At 68.4% G+C, this 16862-nt stretch carries 18 protein-coding genes; 13 read left to right on the top strand and 5 right to left on the bottom strand.

Annotation, left to right across the window (positions count from 1 at the left end; genetic code table 11):
- Position 1 precedes the first annotated feature (1 nt).
- Positions 2 to 610, top strand: coding sequence for a TetR family transcriptional regulator (locus G7043_RS01140; protein WP_313887652.1), 609 nt, complete (start codon positions 2 to 4; stop codon positions 608 to 610).
- Between the two features lie 18 nt (positions 611 to 628).
- Positions 629 to 1123: a hypothetical protein gene (locus tag G7043_RS01135; protein WP_166042925.1), complete on the top strand. Its 495-nt coding sequence runs from the start codon at positions 629 to 631 to the stop codon at positions 1121 to 1123.
- A gap of 88 nt (positions 1124 to 1211) precedes the next feature.
- Here G7043_RS01135 and G7043_RS01130 read toward each other — a convergent pair whose 3' ends face one another.
- Together G7043_RS01130 and G7043_RS01125 are read right to left on the bottom strand one after the other, a co-directional pair.
- Complete coding sequence (locus G7043_RS01130) at positions 1212 to 2114, bottom strand: DUF4097 family beta strand repeat-containing protein (protein WP_166042923.1); 903 nt, start codon at positions 2112 to 2114, stop codon at positions 1212 to 1214.
- A gap of 5 nt (positions 2115 to 2119) precedes the next feature.
- Positions 2120 to 2632 carry a toxin-antitoxin system HicB family antitoxin gene (locus G7043_RS01125; protein ID WP_166042921.1) on the bottom strand — a complete coding sequence of 171 codons (513 nt, stop codon included), beginning with the start codon at positions 2630 to 2632 and terminating at the stop codon, positions 2120 to 2122.
- A gap of 57 nt (positions 2633 to 2689) precedes the next feature.
- On the opposite strand from G7043_RS01125, the gene thyX reads away from it, so the two are divergent.
- Entirely contained in the window at positions 2690 to 3394 is a 705-nt protein-coding gene (gene thyX, locus G7043_RS01120; RefSeq protein WP_242641818.1) for an FAD-dependent thymidylate synthase, read from the top strand.
- On the opposite strand, the gene G7043_RS01115 is transcribed toward thyX, so the two are convergent.
- Positions 3333 to 4502, bottom strand: coding sequence for an RNA-guided endonuclease InsQ/TnpB family protein (locus tag G7043_RS01115; protein WP_313887651.1), 1170 nt, complete (start codon positions 4500 to 4502; stop codon positions 3333 to 3335). The genes thyX and G7043_RS01115 overlap by 62 nt on opposite strands.
- A gap of 149 nt (positions 4503 to 4651) precedes the next feature.
- On the opposite strand from G7043_RS01115, the gene G7043_RS01110 reads away from it, so the two are divergent.
- The 7 genes from G7043_RS01110 (at position 4652) to atpB (ending at position 11090) form a co-directional block, all read left to right on the top strand.
- Entirely contained in the window at positions 4652 to 5053 is a 402-nt protein-coding gene (locus G7043_RS01110; RefSeq protein ID WP_166042917.1) for an ACT domain-containing protein, read from the top strand.
- Positions 5054 to 5125: 72 nt separating this feature from the next.
- Positions 5126 to 6565, top strand: coding sequence for a serine/threonine-protein kinase (locus tag G7043_RS01105; RefSeq protein ID WP_242641817.1), 1440 nt, complete (start codon positions 5126 to 5128; stop codon positions 6563 to 6565).
- A gap of 10 nt (positions 6566 to 6575) precedes the next feature.
- Positions 6576 to 6989: a hypothetical protein gene (locus tag G7043_RS01100; RefSeq protein ID WP_166042915.1), complete on the top strand. Its 414-nt coding sequence runs from the start codon at positions 6576 to 6578 to the stop codon at positions 6987 to 6989.
- A 23-nt stretch (positions 6990 to 7012) separates the two neighbouring features.
- A complete protein-coding gene (locus G7043_RS01095) occupies positions 7013 to 7624 on the top strand; it encodes a TIGR03085 family metal-binding protein (RefSeq protein ID WP_166042913.1) in 612 nt (203 codons plus the stop codon).
- A gap of 19 nt (positions 7625 to 7643) precedes the next feature.
- Positions 7644 to 8540 (top strand): 4-hydroxy-tetrahydrodipicolinate synthase, encoded by an 897-nt coding sequence (dapA, locus tag G7043_RS01090; RefSeq protein WP_166042911.1) that lies wholly within the window; start codon positions 7644 to 7646, stop codon positions 8538 to 8540.
- Positions 8537 to 10216, top strand: a complete 1680-nt coding sequence (locus tag G7043_RS01085) for a ribonuclease J (protein ID WP_166042909.1) — start codon at positions 8537 to 8539, stop codon at positions 10214 to 10216. The genes dapA and G7043_RS01085 overlap by 4 nt, the downstream gene beginning before the upstream one ends.
- Before the next feature lie 70 nt (positions 10217 to 10286).
- Positions 10287 to 11090 (top strand): F0F1 ATP synthase subunit A, encoded by an 804-nt coding sequence (gene atpB, locus G7043_RS01080; protein ID WP_166042907.1) that lies wholly within the window; start codon positions 10287 to 10289, stop codon positions 11088 to 11090.
- Between the two features lie 11 nt (positions 11091 to 11101).
- Here atpB and G7043_RS01075 read toward each other — a convergent pair whose 3' ends face one another.
- A complete protein-coding gene (locus tag G7043_RS01075; protein ID WP_166042906.1) occupies positions 11102 to 11716 on the bottom strand; it encodes a class I SAM-dependent methyltransferase in 615 nt (204 codons plus the stop codon).
- Between the two features lie 126 nt (positions 11717 to 11842).
- Between G7043_RS01075 and G7043_RS01070 the strand changes: the two genes are divergently transcribed.
- The 3 genes from G7043_RS01070 to G7043_RS01060 are packed head-to-tail and all read left to right on the top strand — an operon-like array spanning position 11843 to position 16135.
- The gene (locus G7043_RS01070; RefSeq protein WP_166042904.1) at positions 11843 to 14626 is read left to right on the top strand and encodes an AfsR/SARP family transcriptional regulator; all 2784 of its coding nucleotides are present in this window, start codon (positions 11843 to 11845) and stop codon (positions 14624 to 14626) included.
- 9 nt (positions 14627 to 14635) lie between these two features.
- Positions 14636 to 15406: an alpha/beta fold hydrolase gene (locus tag G7043_RS01065; protein WP_166042902.1), complete on the top strand. Its 771-nt coding sequence runs from the start codon at positions 14636 to 14638 to the stop codon at positions 15404 to 15406.
- A gap of 48 nt (positions 15407 to 15454) precedes the next feature.
- Positions 15455 to 16135, top strand: a complete 681-nt coding sequence (locus tag G7043_RS01060; protein WP_207310508.1) for a hypothetical protein — start codon at positions 15455 to 15457, stop codon at positions 16133 to 16135.
- Here G7043_RS01060 and G7043_RS01055 read toward each other — a convergent pair.
- Positions 16032 to 16805, bottom strand: a complete 774-nt coding sequence (locus tag G7043_RS01055; protein WP_313887650.1) for a lysophospholipid acyltransferase family protein — start codon at positions 16803 to 16805, stop codon at positions 16032 to 16034. The genes G7043_RS01060 and G7043_RS01055 overlap by 104 nt on opposite strands.
- Positions 16806 to 16862: the final 57 nt, after the last annotated feature.

Below are 16862 nucleotides of genomic sequence, written 5' to 3'. Positions count from 1 at the left end.
CGTGGCGGAGGCGTTGACCGGGGAGGCCATCCTCGCGGCGACCGAAGAGGTGCTGCGCCGGTACGGCCCGGCCAAGGCGACGGTGGTCGACGTCGCCAAGGCGCTCGGGGTCAGCCACGGCAGCGTCTACCGCCACTTCCCGACCAAGGCCGCGTTGCGGGAGGCCGTGACGCGGCGCTGGCTCGACGCGATCCACGAGGACATGGAGTCGGTGTTCGACCTGGACCTCACCGCCGCGGAGACGTTGCGGGCCTGGTTGCAGAAGCTCTTCGACCGCAAGCGGCGCTCGCACGTCGACGAACCCGAGCTGTTCGCGACGTTCCGGGTGCTGGTCAGCGAGAGCAAGAACATCCCCGAGTACCACGTCGGATACCTCGTGGGGCAGGTCGCGCGCATCATTTCGGCGGGAGTGGAAACCCAGGAGTTCGTGACCGACGACGTGCCGACAGCGGCGCAGGCGGTGTGGGACGCGACCGAGAAGTTCCACCACCCGGCCCACGCCCAGGAGTGGGGAAATCCTCACATTCAGGACGCGTTCGACGCCGTTGTCTCACTGGTCGTCGATGGACTGCGGTACAACCGAATCCCGAGTGCCGCAGGCGATGCTTGAGGGTCACGGAGGTGAACGGTGCCGCCTGACGAGTGGATCGATCTGCTGGGAGCGCCCGAACGGCGTCCGGACCCGGTTGACTGGGACGCGGTCAAAGCACGGGCCGGTACGGCGCTTCCCAGCGACTTCGTGCATCTCGCCGAGGCCTATCCACCCCTGGTAGTGGGCGGTTACGTCCGGATCCTGCACCCCACGGCACGCGCCGGGTTCATGAACTGGATGGCGCAGGCGCCCAAGCTGCTGCGGGCGCTGCGCCGGCAACCCGGACTCCGCGTGCACCCGGAACGGCCGGGCCTGTTGCCCTGGGGCACAACACTGGGCGGCGATCACTGCCTCTGGTACACGCGAGGCGAGCCGGACGAGTGGACCGTGGTGATCACGGACCTGCGGCAGAGCTGGTCGTACGACGGCAACTTCTCGACCTTCATCAGGCGGTTCCTGACCGGTGAGACCCAGTGCCCGCTCTTCCCGGACGACGTCCCCGGCGGCTCCAAACCCTTCCAGGAGCCCTGACCCCCGTTGCTTTTCGGCACGCGGGGCCCTTTCGTACTGTGTGTTAGTACGAAAGGGCCCCGCGTGACTTTCTAACCCGACCCCCCGGTCAGTTTGTGGCGGCGGTGACCAAGGCGTTGCCGCTGCCGGTGCGGCCGGTGATGGTCAGGGGGGCGTCGCCCAGCGGTTGTGAGGAGACCTCGAAGTCGCTGCGGGCCGTGCCGGAGGTGGAGACCAGGTCGATGCGGGCGAGGGTGCCCTGGCGGATGCCGACGCGGATGTGGCCGGAGCCGGTGCCGAGCTGGATCTCGCCGGACGCCGCGTCGGCCACGGTGAGGTCACCGCTGCCGGTGCGGACCTGGACGTTGCCCTGCACGGCCCCCAGCCACACGTCACCGGTGCCGGTGATCAGCGTGGTGGTGCCGCCCACCGACGACACCTCGACGTCACCGCTGCCGGTCTTGGCCTTCAGCGCGCCGAGCATCGTGCCCAGGCGCACGGTTCCGGCGCCCGAGTTCACCTTGGCCTCGCCGGTCGCCCGGTCCGCGGACACCGTGCCCGTGCCGGTGTTCAGGTCCAACCGGCCCGCACCGCCCGTCACCATGACGTCAGCAGCACCGGTCCGTGACGAGACGTGCGAACCCACGGGTGCCGTCACCACCACCGAGAGCGGCACGGCGCGCAACGGCAGTGCTTTGGACGACTCGATGCGCAAGCGGTTGCCCAGCAGTTCGACGCGTGCCTCGCGGACGGCCTCCTCCGGGCCTGCCGCAGCCGCGGTCTTGTCCGGGCCGAACTGGCCGCTGACCCAGCTCAGCACGCTGGACAGACCTTCGGTCCACGAGTTGCCCGCGGTCGGGTCGTGCCGCACCTCGACGTGCACGCCCGGCGCGTCGACGAGGTGCACCTGCACCCGGCCGCTGACCAGCGAGATGTCGATCTCGGCGATGCCCGCGAACTCGAAGCTCTGCTGGCGCACCACACCGGTCGGTTCGGAAGTCGGTTCGGTCATCCCGCTCACCCCTGCACCCATCCGCGGACGCGCGAGCCCGAGCCGGCGTTTCCGCTCCACCCCTTGTGCTGATGTTTGTGCTTGCCGTGCACCGCGCCACCCACGGCCTGCTGGATGAACGAGTTCAGCGACACGCCCTGGGCCGCCGCGGCGGCCTCGGCCTTCGACTTGAGCTCGTTGATCATGCGCAGGGTGATGCGGCTGATGTCACCCGTGGCGTCACCGGCGCCAAAATTGGGCATCTCGTGACGCGGGGAGGGCTCCGGCTCCGGTTCGGCGGAGCCCGTGACGACCACCTGGACGTCCCGGCCCGCCAGGCGAACCTCCACGACCTGGCCTTCCAGGGAGGCGGTGACCTCCGCGGCCAGGTCCGACAGTGCGTTCATGATTGCCAGTCGCGCGGCTGGCTCGAGCGCTGCGGACAACGCGGCGGCCGTTCGACGGGTGTTCTCGTCCCCCGCTGATGCGGCCGTCGCCAGGTCCTCGCGCAGTGACGCGATGTACGGCGACAGATCCATGACACCACTATGACGTCACGACTGGCGTCGCGCAACTGTCAGATAATGTCTCCACGTATGCCGAGAGTGCGTTTGGTGGCCAAGACCGAGTTCATCCCGCCGGACGACGTGCCGTGGACGACCGACGCGGACGGCGGCGCGGCGCTCGTCGAGTTCGCCGGCCGGGCCTGCTACCAGTCGTGGGACCGCTCGAACCCCATGACGAACACCAACGCGACGTTCCTGCACCACCTGCTCGACGTCGGGCACCTCGCCGCGTTCGAACACGGCAGCGCGTCGCTCTACCTGACCGAGCTGCCCCGCTCGCTCACCCACGAGCTGATCCGGCACCGGCACTTCTCGTACTCGCAGCTGTCCCAGCGCACCGACCCGACCGACGTCGTGGAGCCGGAGCTGATCGCGAAGGACCCGGAACTGCACGCCCGGTTCGTCGCGGCGACCGAAGCGAGTCTCAAGGCGTACGAGGACCTGGTGCAGAGCCTCGAAAAGTCCGTCAACGGGCGACGCGCGCGGCAGATCGCACGGTCCGTGCTGCCCAACGCCACCGGCACCGAGATCGTCGTGACGGGCAACTACCGCTCGTGGCGGCACTTCATCGCGATGCGCGCGACCGAGCACATCAACGTCGAACTGCGCGAGCTCGCGGTGGCCTGCCTGCGCGAACTGATCAAGGCGGCCCCGAACGCGTTCGCGGACTTCGTCATCTCGACACTCCCGGACGGCACAGAAGTTGCTTCCAGCCCACTGGTGGTTGAAGGCTGACGCCTTGGCTTCCTCTCCCTTGAGAACAAGGCGAGTCCCACGGCTCACGCTGTGAGGCTTTCTGCTTCGCTGCCGACTGCCCGCCCGGAGTGTTCCGTTGAGGTCTTACATCGGCTCCACAGACCGTCGCCGCCAGCCCGGCGGCCAGAATGTTGCGTGCCGCGTTCACGTCCCGGTCATGGGTCGCATCGCAACTGCAGGTCCACGTACGGACACGCAACGGCATCGCCGCAGCGAGCGCGCCGCAGACCGAGCACAGTTTGGACGACGGGAGCCAGCGATCAACCGCGATCACACTCCGGCCGTACCACGCTGCCTTGTACTTCAGCATGCTCCGGATCTCCGCCCAGCTCGCATCAGAGATGGCGTGGGCCAGTGTCCGGTTCTTGACCATGTTGCGGACGGTCAGATCCTCGATCACGAGCGTTTGGTTCTCACGCACGAGCCGAGTGGTGATCTTGTGCAGGTGGTCTCGGCGCTGATGTCGAGGGTTGGCGATCTTCTCCCCTGTCGAGAGCGTGAGCAGGTGGTTGAGACCGACGTCGATGCCGACCGCTGTATCGGTGAGGGGCAGTTGCCTTGCGCTGGAGTCTTCGTATCGCAGGGAAACGAACCAGCGTTCGGCCGGGTCGCGCGACACGGTCACGGTCGAGGGCATCGCTCCTTCGGGCAGCGGCCGCGACCAGCGGATGTCCAACGGCTCGCGCATCTTCGCCAGCGTCAGCGCGCCATCGCGGAAGCGGAATGCCGATCGCGTGTACTCCGCCGATGCGCGGGACCTCTTGCACGACTTGAATCGCGGATACTTCGCGCGCTTGGCCCAGAAGCGGAAGCACGCCTTCTGCAGGTGCCGCAGCGACTGCTGCAGTGGCACCGACGACACTTCGTTGAGAAACGACAGTTCCTCAGTACGTTTCCAAGTGGTCAGCATCGCCGACGTTGCGTTGTAGTCGAGCCGTTCCCCGCGCAGCGTCCAAGCCTCGGTTCGAGCTTGCAGCGCCATGTTGTAGACCTTGCGGACACACCCGAACGTCCGCGACAGTTCCGCTGCCTGCGCTTCGGTCGGATAGAAGCGGTACTTGAAGGACCGCTTCACCAGCGTGTTCACCGTTCACAGATTGGCGAACCGTTGTATAACACCTTGCGTCGGGTGGTCGATGTCGTTTCGCCATGACCGCGAAACGGACGTCCCTGCCTGCAGCGCAAGGCCCGATTCCTCCCCGCCCTGAAGGACGGGGCCTGCTCAGAGGATTTCAAATGAAGCGGCTCATCGTGGACGTCCGGCCCGGCGAATACACGGTCACACGCCTGGCAGCGGACGCCCCGCTCCCCGCCGGGCTGCTCGACCTGACCGACGTGCTGGTCTCCGTGACCAGGACCCCGGACGAGGTGTCGGTCATCGCGCCGTCGTCGTTCGCCCTCGCCGGTGACACGGCCGAGAAGGGCTGGCGGCTGCTCACCGTGCGCGGGCCGCTGGAGTTCACCCTCACCGGCATCATGGCCGCGCTCGCGGGTGAACTCGCCGCGGCGGGCGTCTCGCTGTTCGCGCTGTCCACTTACGACACGGACCACCTGCTCGTGAAGCACACGGACCTCGGTCGCGCCGTGCTCGCGTTGCGTGCCGCAGGTCACGAACTGGTTGTAGCGCCGGAAGCGTAGGAACCGATCCTCCAACTGGACGGTCTCAAGTACCGTCAACGCCCCCCGGCTCACCAGTTGTAGGAGCGCACGTTGCACGGACAGGCAGTCGAACCGCGCGTCATCGCCGGCAGGTACGCCCTGGTGGCCGAGCTGGGCCGCGGTGGCATGGGCATCGTGTGGCGCGCTCAGGACCGTCACATCGGACGGTTCGTCGCCGTCAAGGAACTGCACCTGCCGGACGGCATCGCGCACGAGGAACGCCGTGTGCTCGAAGAGCGCGCTCTGCGTGAGGCGCGCACCGCCGGCAAGCTCAACGACCCCGCCATCGTGACCGTGTACGACGCGATCAACGAGAACGGCACGACGTACATCATCATGGAGCTGGTCGAGGCGGCCACGCTCTCGACGTTGATCAGCGCGCACGGCCCGATGCCACCGAACCAGGTCGTGTCGATCGCGCTGCAGGCGTTGACCGCGCTGGAGACCGCGCACCAGTCCGGGATCGTGCACCGCGACGTCAAGCCCGGCAACCTGATGATCCGCCCGGACGGCAAGCTCAAGCTCACCGACTTCGGCATCGCCCAGGCCGTCGACGACCCGCGCCTGACCACCAGCGGCAGCCTCATCGGCTCGCCTGCGTACATGGCGCCGGAACGCATCCACGGCCACGAGGCGGGCCCCGCGTCCGACCTGTGGGCGCTGGGCGCGACCCTCTGCTACGCCGTCGAGGGCTGGAGCCCGTTCGAGCGCTCCTCCACGGCCTCGACGCTGCACGCGATCATGAGCGAGACCCCGCGGCTCACCCGCGCGACCGGCGTGCTCAGCGCGGTGATCACCGGTCTGCTGATCGCCGACCCGAACGCCCGGCTGTCCGGCCCGCAGGCCCGCGCGATGCTGGGCAGCATCGGCAACCAGCCGACGCCGCCCACCGGGATCCCGCCCCAGGCCACGCAGCAGTACCAGCAGACGCAGGCCGTCAACCCCGCGAAGAAGAAGCGCAACCGCATCCTCGCGCTCGTCGGTGCCGTGGCCATCGCCGCGGCCGCGTTCACCGGCGGCATCTACGCGCACAGCTGGTTCACGGCGCCCGGTGGCAGTGGCAGCAACACGCTGACCTACGGCGAGGGTGGCGAGATCCCGGTCTTCGGCCTCTCCGAGAACGTGTGCGGCAACGGCCAGGTCGCGCCGACCAAGCAACTTGACTCGGACACCCGCGAGGAGTGCGACAAGCCGCACGACTTCGAGGTGTTCGACGTCGTCGAGACGCTGCCGATCAGCTCGAGCCTGCCCGACTCGGCCTACCCCGGCGTCGAGGCGCTGACGAGCCTCGGTGTGGCCCGGTGCGAGCTGACGCTGAAGTCGCAGTGGGTCAAGGACGGCGGCAAGCTCAAGCTCACCACGTTGATCCCCACGAACACGGCGTGGCAGAAGGACAAGAACGACAACGCGCAGCGCCGCATCTACTGCGTGGCGAACAAAAAAGACGGCAGTCAGATGAACAGCACCATCAGCGCGAAGAAGGACAACTAATCTGCCAGGCGTGAAGAGAAGGATCGTTTCCGTCCTGCTGGCCCTCGGTTGTGCGGCGGCCCTGTCCGCCTGCGCCAGCAACGAGGACAAGTTCGTCTCCGAGCTCAAGGCCGCCGGCTTCAGCAACCCCGGCGAGCCGAGCACGGAGAAGTCGAAGAAGTCCAAGAAGGTGGGCAAGCGCACGATCAAGTCCTCGTCGAGCACCATCGAGGTGGTCGTGCGTGTGAAGGGCTGCGACCTGGAGTTCGCCAAGAGCTCCGGCCAGTCGGGCTACTGGCTGGACGAACTGCACGTCAAGGGGCAGGAACCGGACTGGCCGGGATACCCGGAGAACCTGAACCGCGACCAGGTGGTCAAGCTGCTCGCCGACAACTCGGCCAAGCCGGACGGCTTCAAGGACTGCTACAAGCCGAACGAGTCCTGACCGGCCTGTGGTGGAATGGCCGGGTGAGTGTTGCCCGAGACGAACGCAAGGCGCTCGTCGACCTGATGACCGAGCTCGGCCCGGACGCGCCCACGTTGTGCGGCACCTGGACGAACAGGGACCTGGCCGCGCACCTCGCGATCCGCGAACGGCGCCCGGACACCGCGCCGGGCATCCTGCTGAAGCCGTTCGCGAGGTGGGCGGAGAAGGTCCAGGCCGACTACGCGCACAAGGCCTGGAGCGAGCTCCTGGACCTGGTGCGCACGCCGCCGTTCTGGATCCAGCCCGTCGACTCGTACATCAACACCACCGAGTACTTCGTGCACCACGAGGACGTGCGGCGGGCCCAGGCCGGCTGGGAACCGCGGCCGCACGACGGCAAGCGCGAGCACGTGCTGTGGAAGTTCCTGCCGTTCACCGCGAAGTTCACCTACAAGTCGTCGCCGGTCGGCGTGACCCTGGTGCGGCCTGATGGCGAGCACATCGTCGCCAAGCCGGGGGCGAACGGCGTGGTGATCACGGGTGAGGTGGCCGAGCTGGTGATGCTCGCGTTCGGGCGCGAGCAGGTCCGCGTGGAATACAGCGGGGACGCCGACGCGGTCGAACGCGTGCGGTCGTTGAACCGAAGTGTGTGAACTCGGGTAGTTTCTGCGCATGCCCGGAAGCCCCTACGCAGGGCCGAACCGCCCGTTCGGCCGCGTTCTCACCGCCATGGTCACGCCGTTCGACGCGCGTGGCGAGGTCGACCTCGCCAAGGCGCAGGAACTGGCGAAACACCTGGTGGACCTGGGCAACGACGGCCTGGTCGTGAACGGCACGACCGGGGAGAGCCCGACGACGACCGACCGCGAGAAGGCGGCGCTGATCACCGCCGTGGTCGAAGCCGTCGGCGACCGCGCCACCGTGGTCGCGGGCGCGGGTACCTACGACACCGCGCACAGCATCCACCTGGTGCAACAGGCCGAGAAGGCCGGCGCGCACGGCGCGTTGGTCGTGACGCCGTACTACTCGCGGCCGCCGCAGGAGGGCCTGCTCGCGCACTTCACCGCCGTCGCCGACGCTTCGGAACTGCCGGTGATGCTCTACGACATCCCGCCGCGCGCGGTCGTGCCGATCGAGGTCGACACCCTGCTGCGGCTGTCGGAACACCCGCGGATCCTGGCCGTGAAGGACGCCAAGGGCGACCTGCACGCCGGCAGCCGGGTGATCGCGAGCACCGACCTCGCCTACTACTCGGGCGACGACCCGCTGAACCTGCCGTGGCTGTCCGTGGGCGCCGTCGGGTTCGTGAGCGTCATCGGCCACCTCGCGGCCGACCGCCTGCGGGATCTCGTTGAATCGTATGAATCCGGAGACGTGGTCCGGGCAAAGGAAATCCACGAGTCGCTGCTGCCGCTGCTGCGACCATTCCGCCGGGTTCCCGGCGTGACGTACACGAAGGCCGCACTGCGCCTGCGCGGACTGGACGTGGGCGACCCACGTCTGCCGCTGGTGCCCGCCGCGGCCGAGGACATCGAGGCCATCGCGGCCGAACTGGGAGTCAACGCGTGACCCAATCGACCGAACTGCCGCCCCCACTGCCGGAAGGCGGCCTCCGCGTCGTCGCACTCGGCGGAATTGGCGAGGTCGGCCGCAACATGACCGTCTTCGAGCACGCCGGCCGGCTGCTCGTGGTGGACTGCGGCGTTCTGTTCCCCGAAGACGATCAACCGGGCGTGGACCTGATCCTGCCCGACTTCCGCGCCATCGAGGACAGGCTCGACGACATCGAAGCCATCGTGCTCACCCACGGGCACGAGGACCACATCGGCGCGGTGCCGTTCCTGCTGAAGCTGCGCCCCGACCTGCCGGTCGTGGGCTCCCGCTTCACGCTGGCGCTGCTCGCGGCCAAGTGCAAGGAACACCGCCAGAACCCGCGGCTGGTCGAGGTGAAGGAGGGGGAGCGGCGCTCGTTCGGGCCGTTCGAGCTCGAGTTCTTCGCCGTCAACCACTCGATCCCGGACGCTCTGGCCGTCGCGATCAGGACGTCGGCCGGTCTGGTGCTGCACACCGGTGACATCAAGCTGGACCAGCTGCCCCTGGACGGCCGCCTGACCGACCTGGCGGGCTTCTCGCGCCTCGGCGACGAGGGCGTGGACCTGTTCCTGGTCGACTCGACCAACGCCGAGGTGCCCGGTTTCGTGGTGCCCGAGCGCGAGATCGGCCCGGTGCTGGAGAACGTCATCCGCAAGGCCGACCAGCGCGTCATCGTCGCGTGCTTCGCCTCGCACGTGCACCGCGTGCAGCAGGTCCTCGACGTCGCCGTGCAGTACAAGCGCAAGATCGCGTTCGTCGGCCGCTCGATGGTGCGCAACATGGGCATCGCGTCCGAGCTCGGCTTCCTGAACGTGCCGGACGGGCTGTTCGTCGACCTCGACGTCGCCATGCGGATGGAGGAGGACGAGGTCATCTTCGTCTCCACCGGATCGCAGGGCGAACCGCTGTCGGCGCTGTCCCGCATGGCTCGCGGCGAGCACCGCCAGATCTCGATCCGCGAGGGCGACACGGTGATCCTGGCGTCGTCGCTGATCCCCGGCAACGAGAACGCGGTCTTCAACGTGGTCAACGGCCTCGCCAAGCTCGGCGCGACCGTGGTGCACCAGGGCAACGCCAAGGTGCACGTCTCCGGTCACTCACCGGCCGGCGAGCTGCTGTTCCTCTACAACGCCGTCCGGCCGTCGAACGTGATGCCGGTGCACGGCGAGTGGAGGCACTTGCGGGCCAACGCGGCTCTCGCGGTCGCCACGGGCGTTGCCGAGGATCACGTCGTGATCGCCGAGGACGGTGTCGTCGTGGACCTCGTCGACGGCAAGGCGGCGGTGTCCGGACGTGTTGTGGTCGGCCACGTCTACGTCGACGGGTTGTCCGTGGGCGACGTCGGCGAGTCGACGCTGTCCGACCGGCTGGTGCTGGGCGAGGGCGGGTTCATCTCGATCTCGGTCGCCATCGACCGGACCACCGGGCGCGCGGTGACGTCGCCGACGATCTCCGGGCGTGGCTTCTCCGACGACCCCAAGGCGTTGGAAGCCGTGGTGCCGCTGGTGGAGATGGAGCTGGCGCGGACCGAGGCCGAGGGCATCGCGGACACGCACCGCATCGCACAGGCCGTGCGCCGGGTCGTGGGTCGCTGGGTCGCCGAGACCTACCGGCGCCGCCCGATGATCGTCCCCACGGTCATCCCGGTGTGACCCTGCTGTGATCTGCGCCCCCCTCGTCCGCTAAGGTTTGGTTCCAGACCATGGACGAGGGGGTCGCCTCATGGCCGATGATGTCGTCTTCAACCCACCGGGCAAAGAAGACATTCTGCTTCCACCGATCTTCGAATGGCATGATCCGTTCGGACTGCCGATCGACATCGCCGTGACCAAGCCGCACGTCCTGCTGGTCCTGTCGGTGGTCATCATCCTGACGTTCTTCCTGGTCACCACCAGGAACCTCAAGCTGATCCCGTCCAGGTGGCAGTTCGCCGCCGAGTCGGTCTACGACTTCGGCCGCAACACCATCGCGCGGGAGCAGATCGGCGCGAAGGAGTTCGCGCCGTACGTGCCGCTGATCGTCAGCATCTTCTGCTTCGTGCTGGTCAACAACGTCTTCGGGTTGATCCCGCTCGTGCAGTTCCCGACGTTCACGCACTTCGGGTTCCCGTTCGCGGTGGCCCTGATCATCATCTTCCCGCTGTACCACTTCGTGGGCATCCGGAAGTTCGGCCTCAAGGGCTACCTGCGCAACCAGTTCATCATCGCGGGAGTGCCGAAGCCGGTGCTGTGGGGTCTGCTGATCCCGACCGAGGTCATCCTGAAGTTCTTCTTCGACCCGCTGAACCTCGCGATCCGGGTGTTCGCGGCGATGTTCGCGGGCCACCTGCTGATCCTGGTGTTCACGCTCGGCAGCGAGTTCTTGCTGCTGGAGGCGCCGATCTACCTCAAGCCGGTGTCGTTGCTGGGGTTCGCGCTCGCGATCGGGCTGTTCTTCCTGGAGGCGCTGGTGCAGGTGCTGCAGGCGTACATCTTCGCCCTGCTGTCAGCGCACTTCATCGGCCGCGCGCTGGCCGAGCAGCACTGAGTCGAATGCGGTCAGGGGCGCTGGCACACCAGGTGCAGCGACTCCTCGGGCATGGCGCCGGGGTAGGACGCGGTGAAGACCGGCCTGCTCCGGCGCACGACCCGCAGGCCCACGTTGCCGAGGTGCTCCTCGAAGTTCTCCTCGGAGAACGAGGACACCACGATCTCCTGGCCCATCCAGGGCAGCGTGACCTGCTCGACGTCGATCGCGACGGTGGCGAGGAAGAAGTGTCCGCCGGGGCGCAACCAGGTGGAGACGTTGTCGAGGGTCTGGATGATCTCCGCCTGGGACATCTGCAGCAACGAGAAGACGGCGCAGATGACGTCCCACGAACCGGGGGGTGACTCGAAGTCGCGGATGTCGATCTTGTGGAACGTCGCCTCCGGGACCTGTTCGGTCGCGATGTCGACCATCACCGGGGAGACGTCGAGGCCGGTGACCTTCATGCCGGCCTTGGCGAGGGTGCGGGCCACCGGAACGCCGGTGCCGCAACCGATGTCGAGCACCCGCGAGCCCGACGGCTGGGTCGCGGCGAACCAGGCCAGGGTGCCGTGCAGTGCGGGCTGGTGCGACCAAGCGCGTTGGTATTCCAGCCCCAGTGTGTCGAAGACATCGGCCGCGTTCATCGCCGCCCCCTCATTTCGGCCCAATCCACCTGATGTGAAGTGTGGAGAACCCCTCTGCACGGACTCTGGATGGTCTCTGGACGAAAACTGACGGTAGGTTGCTAGGTGACTGCGGACAGCGACGAAGTGAGAATCAGGGTGCAGAACGAGTTGCGCGTCAGTCTGCTGGGCGCGCTCGCGGCAACGGTGGACGGTCAGGAGCTCACCCTGGGTCCGCCGCGGCAGAGAGCTGTGCTCGCGGTGCTCGCCCTCAGGGCCAACCACGTCGTGTCGCGCAGTGAGCTGATCGACGCCGTGTGGGGCGACGATCCGCCCGCCAGCGCGGACAACGGCATCCACACCTACGTCGCCGGGTTGCGGCGGTTGTTCGAACCGGGCAGGGCCTCGCGCGCGCCGAGTTCGGTGCTGCTCTCCACGGACGCTGGATATCTGCTGAGGCTCCCGTCCGCCGGTTCGGACGCGGCCAGGTTCCGCGCGCACCTGGACGAGGCAGGCCGGTTGCGCGGTCAGCCCGCCGAGGCCATCAGCGCTTTCGACGCCGCACTGGGGTTGTGGCGGGGCATCGCTCTGGACGGCGTGCCCGGGCCGTTCGCCGCGGTCGAACGCGCGCGCCTCGCTGAACTGCGACTCACGGCCGTGGAGCAGCGTGCGGCGTTGATGCTGTCCGTCGGGCGTGAAACAGAGGTGGCGGGCGAACTCACGACGTTGGTCAGCGCGCATCCGTTGCGGGAGCGGCTGCACGGTCTGCTGATGTCCGCGCTGTACCGCGGCGGCAGGCAGGCCGAGGCGCTCGCCGTGTACACGGACCTGCGCCGGTTGCTGATCGAGGAGCTCGGCATCGAGCCCGGCCCGGAACTGCGCCAGCTTCACGAGCAGGTGCTGGTGGGCAGGCACGAACCGCAGCCGGAACCCGCGGCGCCCGTGCTGGTCCCGGTCCAGCTGCCGCACGAGATCCGCGACTTCACCGGCCGTGAGAAGGAACTCGCGAAGCTCGCCGAAGTCGTTCCGCACGACCATTCCCCGGTGCTGGTCGCGATCACCGGCACCGGTGGCGTCGGCAAGACCGCGCTCGCCGTCCGGTTCGCGCACCAGGTGGCCTCGCGGTTCCCCGACGGGCAGTTGCACGTCGACCTGCGCGGGTTCGACGCGTCGTCACCGCCGGTGCAGCCCGCCGCCGCGTTGCACCAGTTGCTGCAGAGCCTCGGCGTGCCGGCCGAACGCATCCCGGACGACCTGCCCGCGAAGTCCGCGCTGTACCGGAGTGTGCTGGCGGGCAAACGGGTGCTGGTGCTGCTCGACAACGCCCGGCTGGCGGAGCAGGTGCGTCCGCTGCTGCCGGGCCGGTCGACGTCGATGGTCCTGGTGACCTCGCGCAACCACCTCGGCGGGCTGGTGGCGCGAGATGGCGCGCACTCGCTGACGTTGTCGACGCTGACGCGGGACGAGGGGCTGGCGCTGCTGACGTCCGCGGTGGGCCCCGACCGCGTCGCCGCCGAACCGGTCGCCGCGGCCAAGCTCGTGGAACTGTGCGGGCATCTGCCGCTGGCGGTGCGGATCGCGGCCGAACGCGTTGTCACGCGGCCACATCTGACGCTGGCCGACCTGGCCGGCGACCTCGCCGACGAGCGCGACCGGTTGAACGTGCTGGCGACCGGCGACGACGAGGACACGGCCGTGCGCGCGGCGTTCTCGTGGTCGTACCTGGCGCTGAAACCCGACGCCGCACGGATGTTCCGGCTCATCGGCCTGCATCCGGGCGCGGAGATCAGCCTGAACGCCGTCGCCGCGGTGGCCGGAGTGCCGGTGTCACGCGCACGGACGTTGGTCGACGTGCTGGCCGGCGGGCACATGATCGAGGAGGTCGCGCGCGGCCGGTTCCGCCTGCACGACCTGCTTCGCCTGTACGCCACGGAACTCAGCGCCACCGAGGAGTCGGCGGACGGCCGCGACGAGGCGCTGAAACGATTACTGGCGTGGTACTTCGACACCGCGAACGCGGCCGGCACCGTCATCGCACCCCCGGACCACCCGGCGTTCCTGCTACCGCCACTGTCCACTCAGGACTTCACCTCGCACGACGACGCGTTCACCTGGTGCCGCACCGAGTCCTCGAACCTGCTGGCCGTGACGCGTCTCGCCGAGGACGAGCATTCCCCCGTCGCGTGGCAGATCCCGTTGGCGCTGTGGAACTACTTCATCGTCTCCAGCGCACTGGACGAGTGGACCCGCACGTATCGCGTCGCCGAACGCACGGCCGCCCGTGACGGCAACCAGGCTGCCCGCGCGTGGGCGGTGCACGGCCAGGGTCTTGCGGCTTACCGAGGTCAGCGGTTCGCCGACGCGCTCGAACTGTTCGATCGCGCGTTGCAGATCCGCAGCGAGATCGACGACCGCGTCGGTGCCGCGTGGAGCCTCACCGGGCTGGGCATGGCGTACGGCGGCCTGCGCCAGTTCGACCTGGCCGTCGACCGGTTCAGCGAGGCCCTGACCCGGCACGCCGAGGTCGGCTCGTGGTTCGGCGAGGGCGGCACCAGGCTGTTCCTGAGCGACATCCTGCGTTCGGCCGGTCAGCACGAGGCGTCGCTGGCGTCGGCGCGCAGGGCGTTCGAGCTGATGGACTCGCACGACGCGGTGCACGGCAAGGCGATGGCGCTGGTCAGCATCGGCTGGGCGCAGTGCAAACTCGGTCAGCGCGTCGAGTCGCGCGACTCGTTCCGGCACGCACTGGAGTTCCTGCGCGTGCTCGGCGACCGCAAGAGCCTCGCGGAGGCGTTGCACGGCCTGGGGGAGACGAGTGTCGGGCAGCCGGACGTGGCGCGGACACACCTGCTGGAAGCGTTGACGATCTATGAGGACTACGACCATCCTCTTACGCCGGAAGTGCGCGCACGGCTGCACGAACTGGCATAGAACTGCGGTGTGCATTTCGCAGAACTCGGCGCGGGCATCCCGGTGCTCGCCATTCACGGCTGGACCCCTGACCACCGCCTGATGCTCGGCTGCCTGGAACCGGTCTTCGCGACCAGGCCCGGCTACCGGCGCCTGTACCCCGACCTGCCGGCGATGGGGAAGTCGCCGGCCGGCGCGGTGATGTCCAGCGACGACGTGGTCGCGGCACTGGAAGATTTCGTGGCCGCGGAGATCGGCGCCGAGCCGTTCCTGGTGATCGGCGAGTCCTACGGCGGCTACCTGGGACGGGCGTTGGCGCACCGGCGGCCGGAGCAGGTGCGCGGACTGGCCCTCATCTGCCCGACCGGCACGAAGGTGCACGCGGCAGACCGGACGGTGCCGCGGTTCGAGGTGCGCCGGTCGGACGGCGTTGAGCTCGATCCCGGCCTGGCCGCGCAGTTCGACGGCATGGCCGTGGTGCGGACGGCCGAGACCGCGCGGCGTTTCGCGGAGGAGGTCCTGCCCGGTCTGGAGATCGCGGACCGCGAGGCGATGGCGCGGATCCAGGCCAGGTGGGAGCTGTCGGACGGGCCGGAGCTGGGGACGTACGAGCGGCCGGCGCTGTTCCTCACCGGTCGCCAGGACAACATCACCGGGTACGAGGACGTGTACGCGTTGCTGCCGCACTACCCGTACGCGTCGTTCGCCGTCTTGGACACCGCTGGGCACAACCTGCAGATCGAACAACCAGTGCTGTTCGACGCGCTCATGGGCGAGTGGCTGGAGCGCGTTTCCGAGTAGGGGTCATCCCTGATGTGGTCGTCGCGATGTGTAGGCAAGCTACAGGTCATGCAGAAGCGTTTGCGAACCCTGGTGGTGTGGCTGCACGTCGTGACGTCCGTCGGCTGGCTCAGTCAAGCCGTGGCGTTGTTCGCGTTGCTGCTCTACGGCCTCAACACCGGTGACGTCAACGCGTTCAGGATGGCGCGCGTGCTCGACCACCACGTGCTCGCGTTCATGGGAGCCGCCAGCGCGTTCACCGGCATGATGCTCAGCGCGACGACGCCGTGGGGCTACTTCAAGCACTGGTGGGTGCTCGGGAAGTTCGCGATCACCGTGGTCCAGCTCTACGTCGGCATCTTCATCCTGAGCGACCGGCTCGAAGCCGCGGCGAACGGCCACGTCGACGTGTGGATGCCCATCGGCACCGCGTGCATGATCAGCGCGTTCTCGTTCCAGACCTGGCTCAGCGTCGCCAAACCGTGGGGGCGCACGCCGTGGGCGGACCCGAAGGTCAAGCTGCCCACGGCGAGCAGCAAGGCGTTCGTGCTGGCCCTCGTCGTCCCGCTGGGTGATCTCGTGATCGGGCTCTCCACCAGCAGCCCGGCACCGTTCCTGATGCTGATCACGGTGATCGCCTACTCGATCAGGCGGGCCGCCAGGGGGAGGAACCGGTCGTCGGACGCGTCGGGTCGTGGAAGCGCGGCACGTCCGGCTCGTCGAGACGCAGCGGCACCAAGCCCTCGGTGATCGCGGTCATGATCCGCTCGTGGGCCCGCCGGGCGTCGCCCATGGTGTCGGCCTTCAGGTCGGACAGCTCGACCGGCTTGCCGAAGTGGACCTTGAACGTCGGCCGCCTGCGGACCGCGGACAGCCACGACGTCAGGTACGGCAGGAAGTCCCTCCAGCCGGACACGTGCAGGTTGCCCCAATACACGGCCTCGTGCGCACCCCACTGGCTGATCGGGATCACCGGGATGCCGCCGCCCAGCGCCATCCTGGCGACGCCGGTCTTGCCGCGCTCCGGCCACATGCCGGGGTCCAGGGTGATCTTGCCCTCGGGGTAGACGGCGATCGGGTCGCCGCCCTTCTGCAACGCCTCGACGGCGCGGTGCATCGCCTCGCCGACGTTCGCCGACCGCCGATCGACCCGCAGGTGGCCGCACGCCTTCAGGGCCGGGCCCATGATCGGCGCGTCGAGCAGGCCGCCGGCGAGCATGAAACGCGGGTTGATGCCCGCTTGGCGACACGCGGCGATGAGCACGAACGGGTCGAGGTTGCCGATGTGGTTGGAAGCCAGCAACAACGGCTTGCCGAGCAACTCCGGTGGAACGTCACCGGACACCTCGAGCTTGCCGGTCAGCGCGACGAAGCCACGGTCGATCGCCATGAGCACGCGCCAGAAGAGCGGTGTGGACACGCGGGGCAGCGTACGGCGTGTCGGAACGACACCGTGCAGGATTCGGGGAACCATGGG

Source organism: Lentzea alba, assembly GCF_011067745.1.
GTDB lineage: Bacteria > Actinomycetota > Actinomycetes > Mycobacteriales > Pseudonocardiaceae > Lentzea > Lentzea alba.
This window is presented reverse-complemented; position numbering and strand designations above follow the sequence as displayed.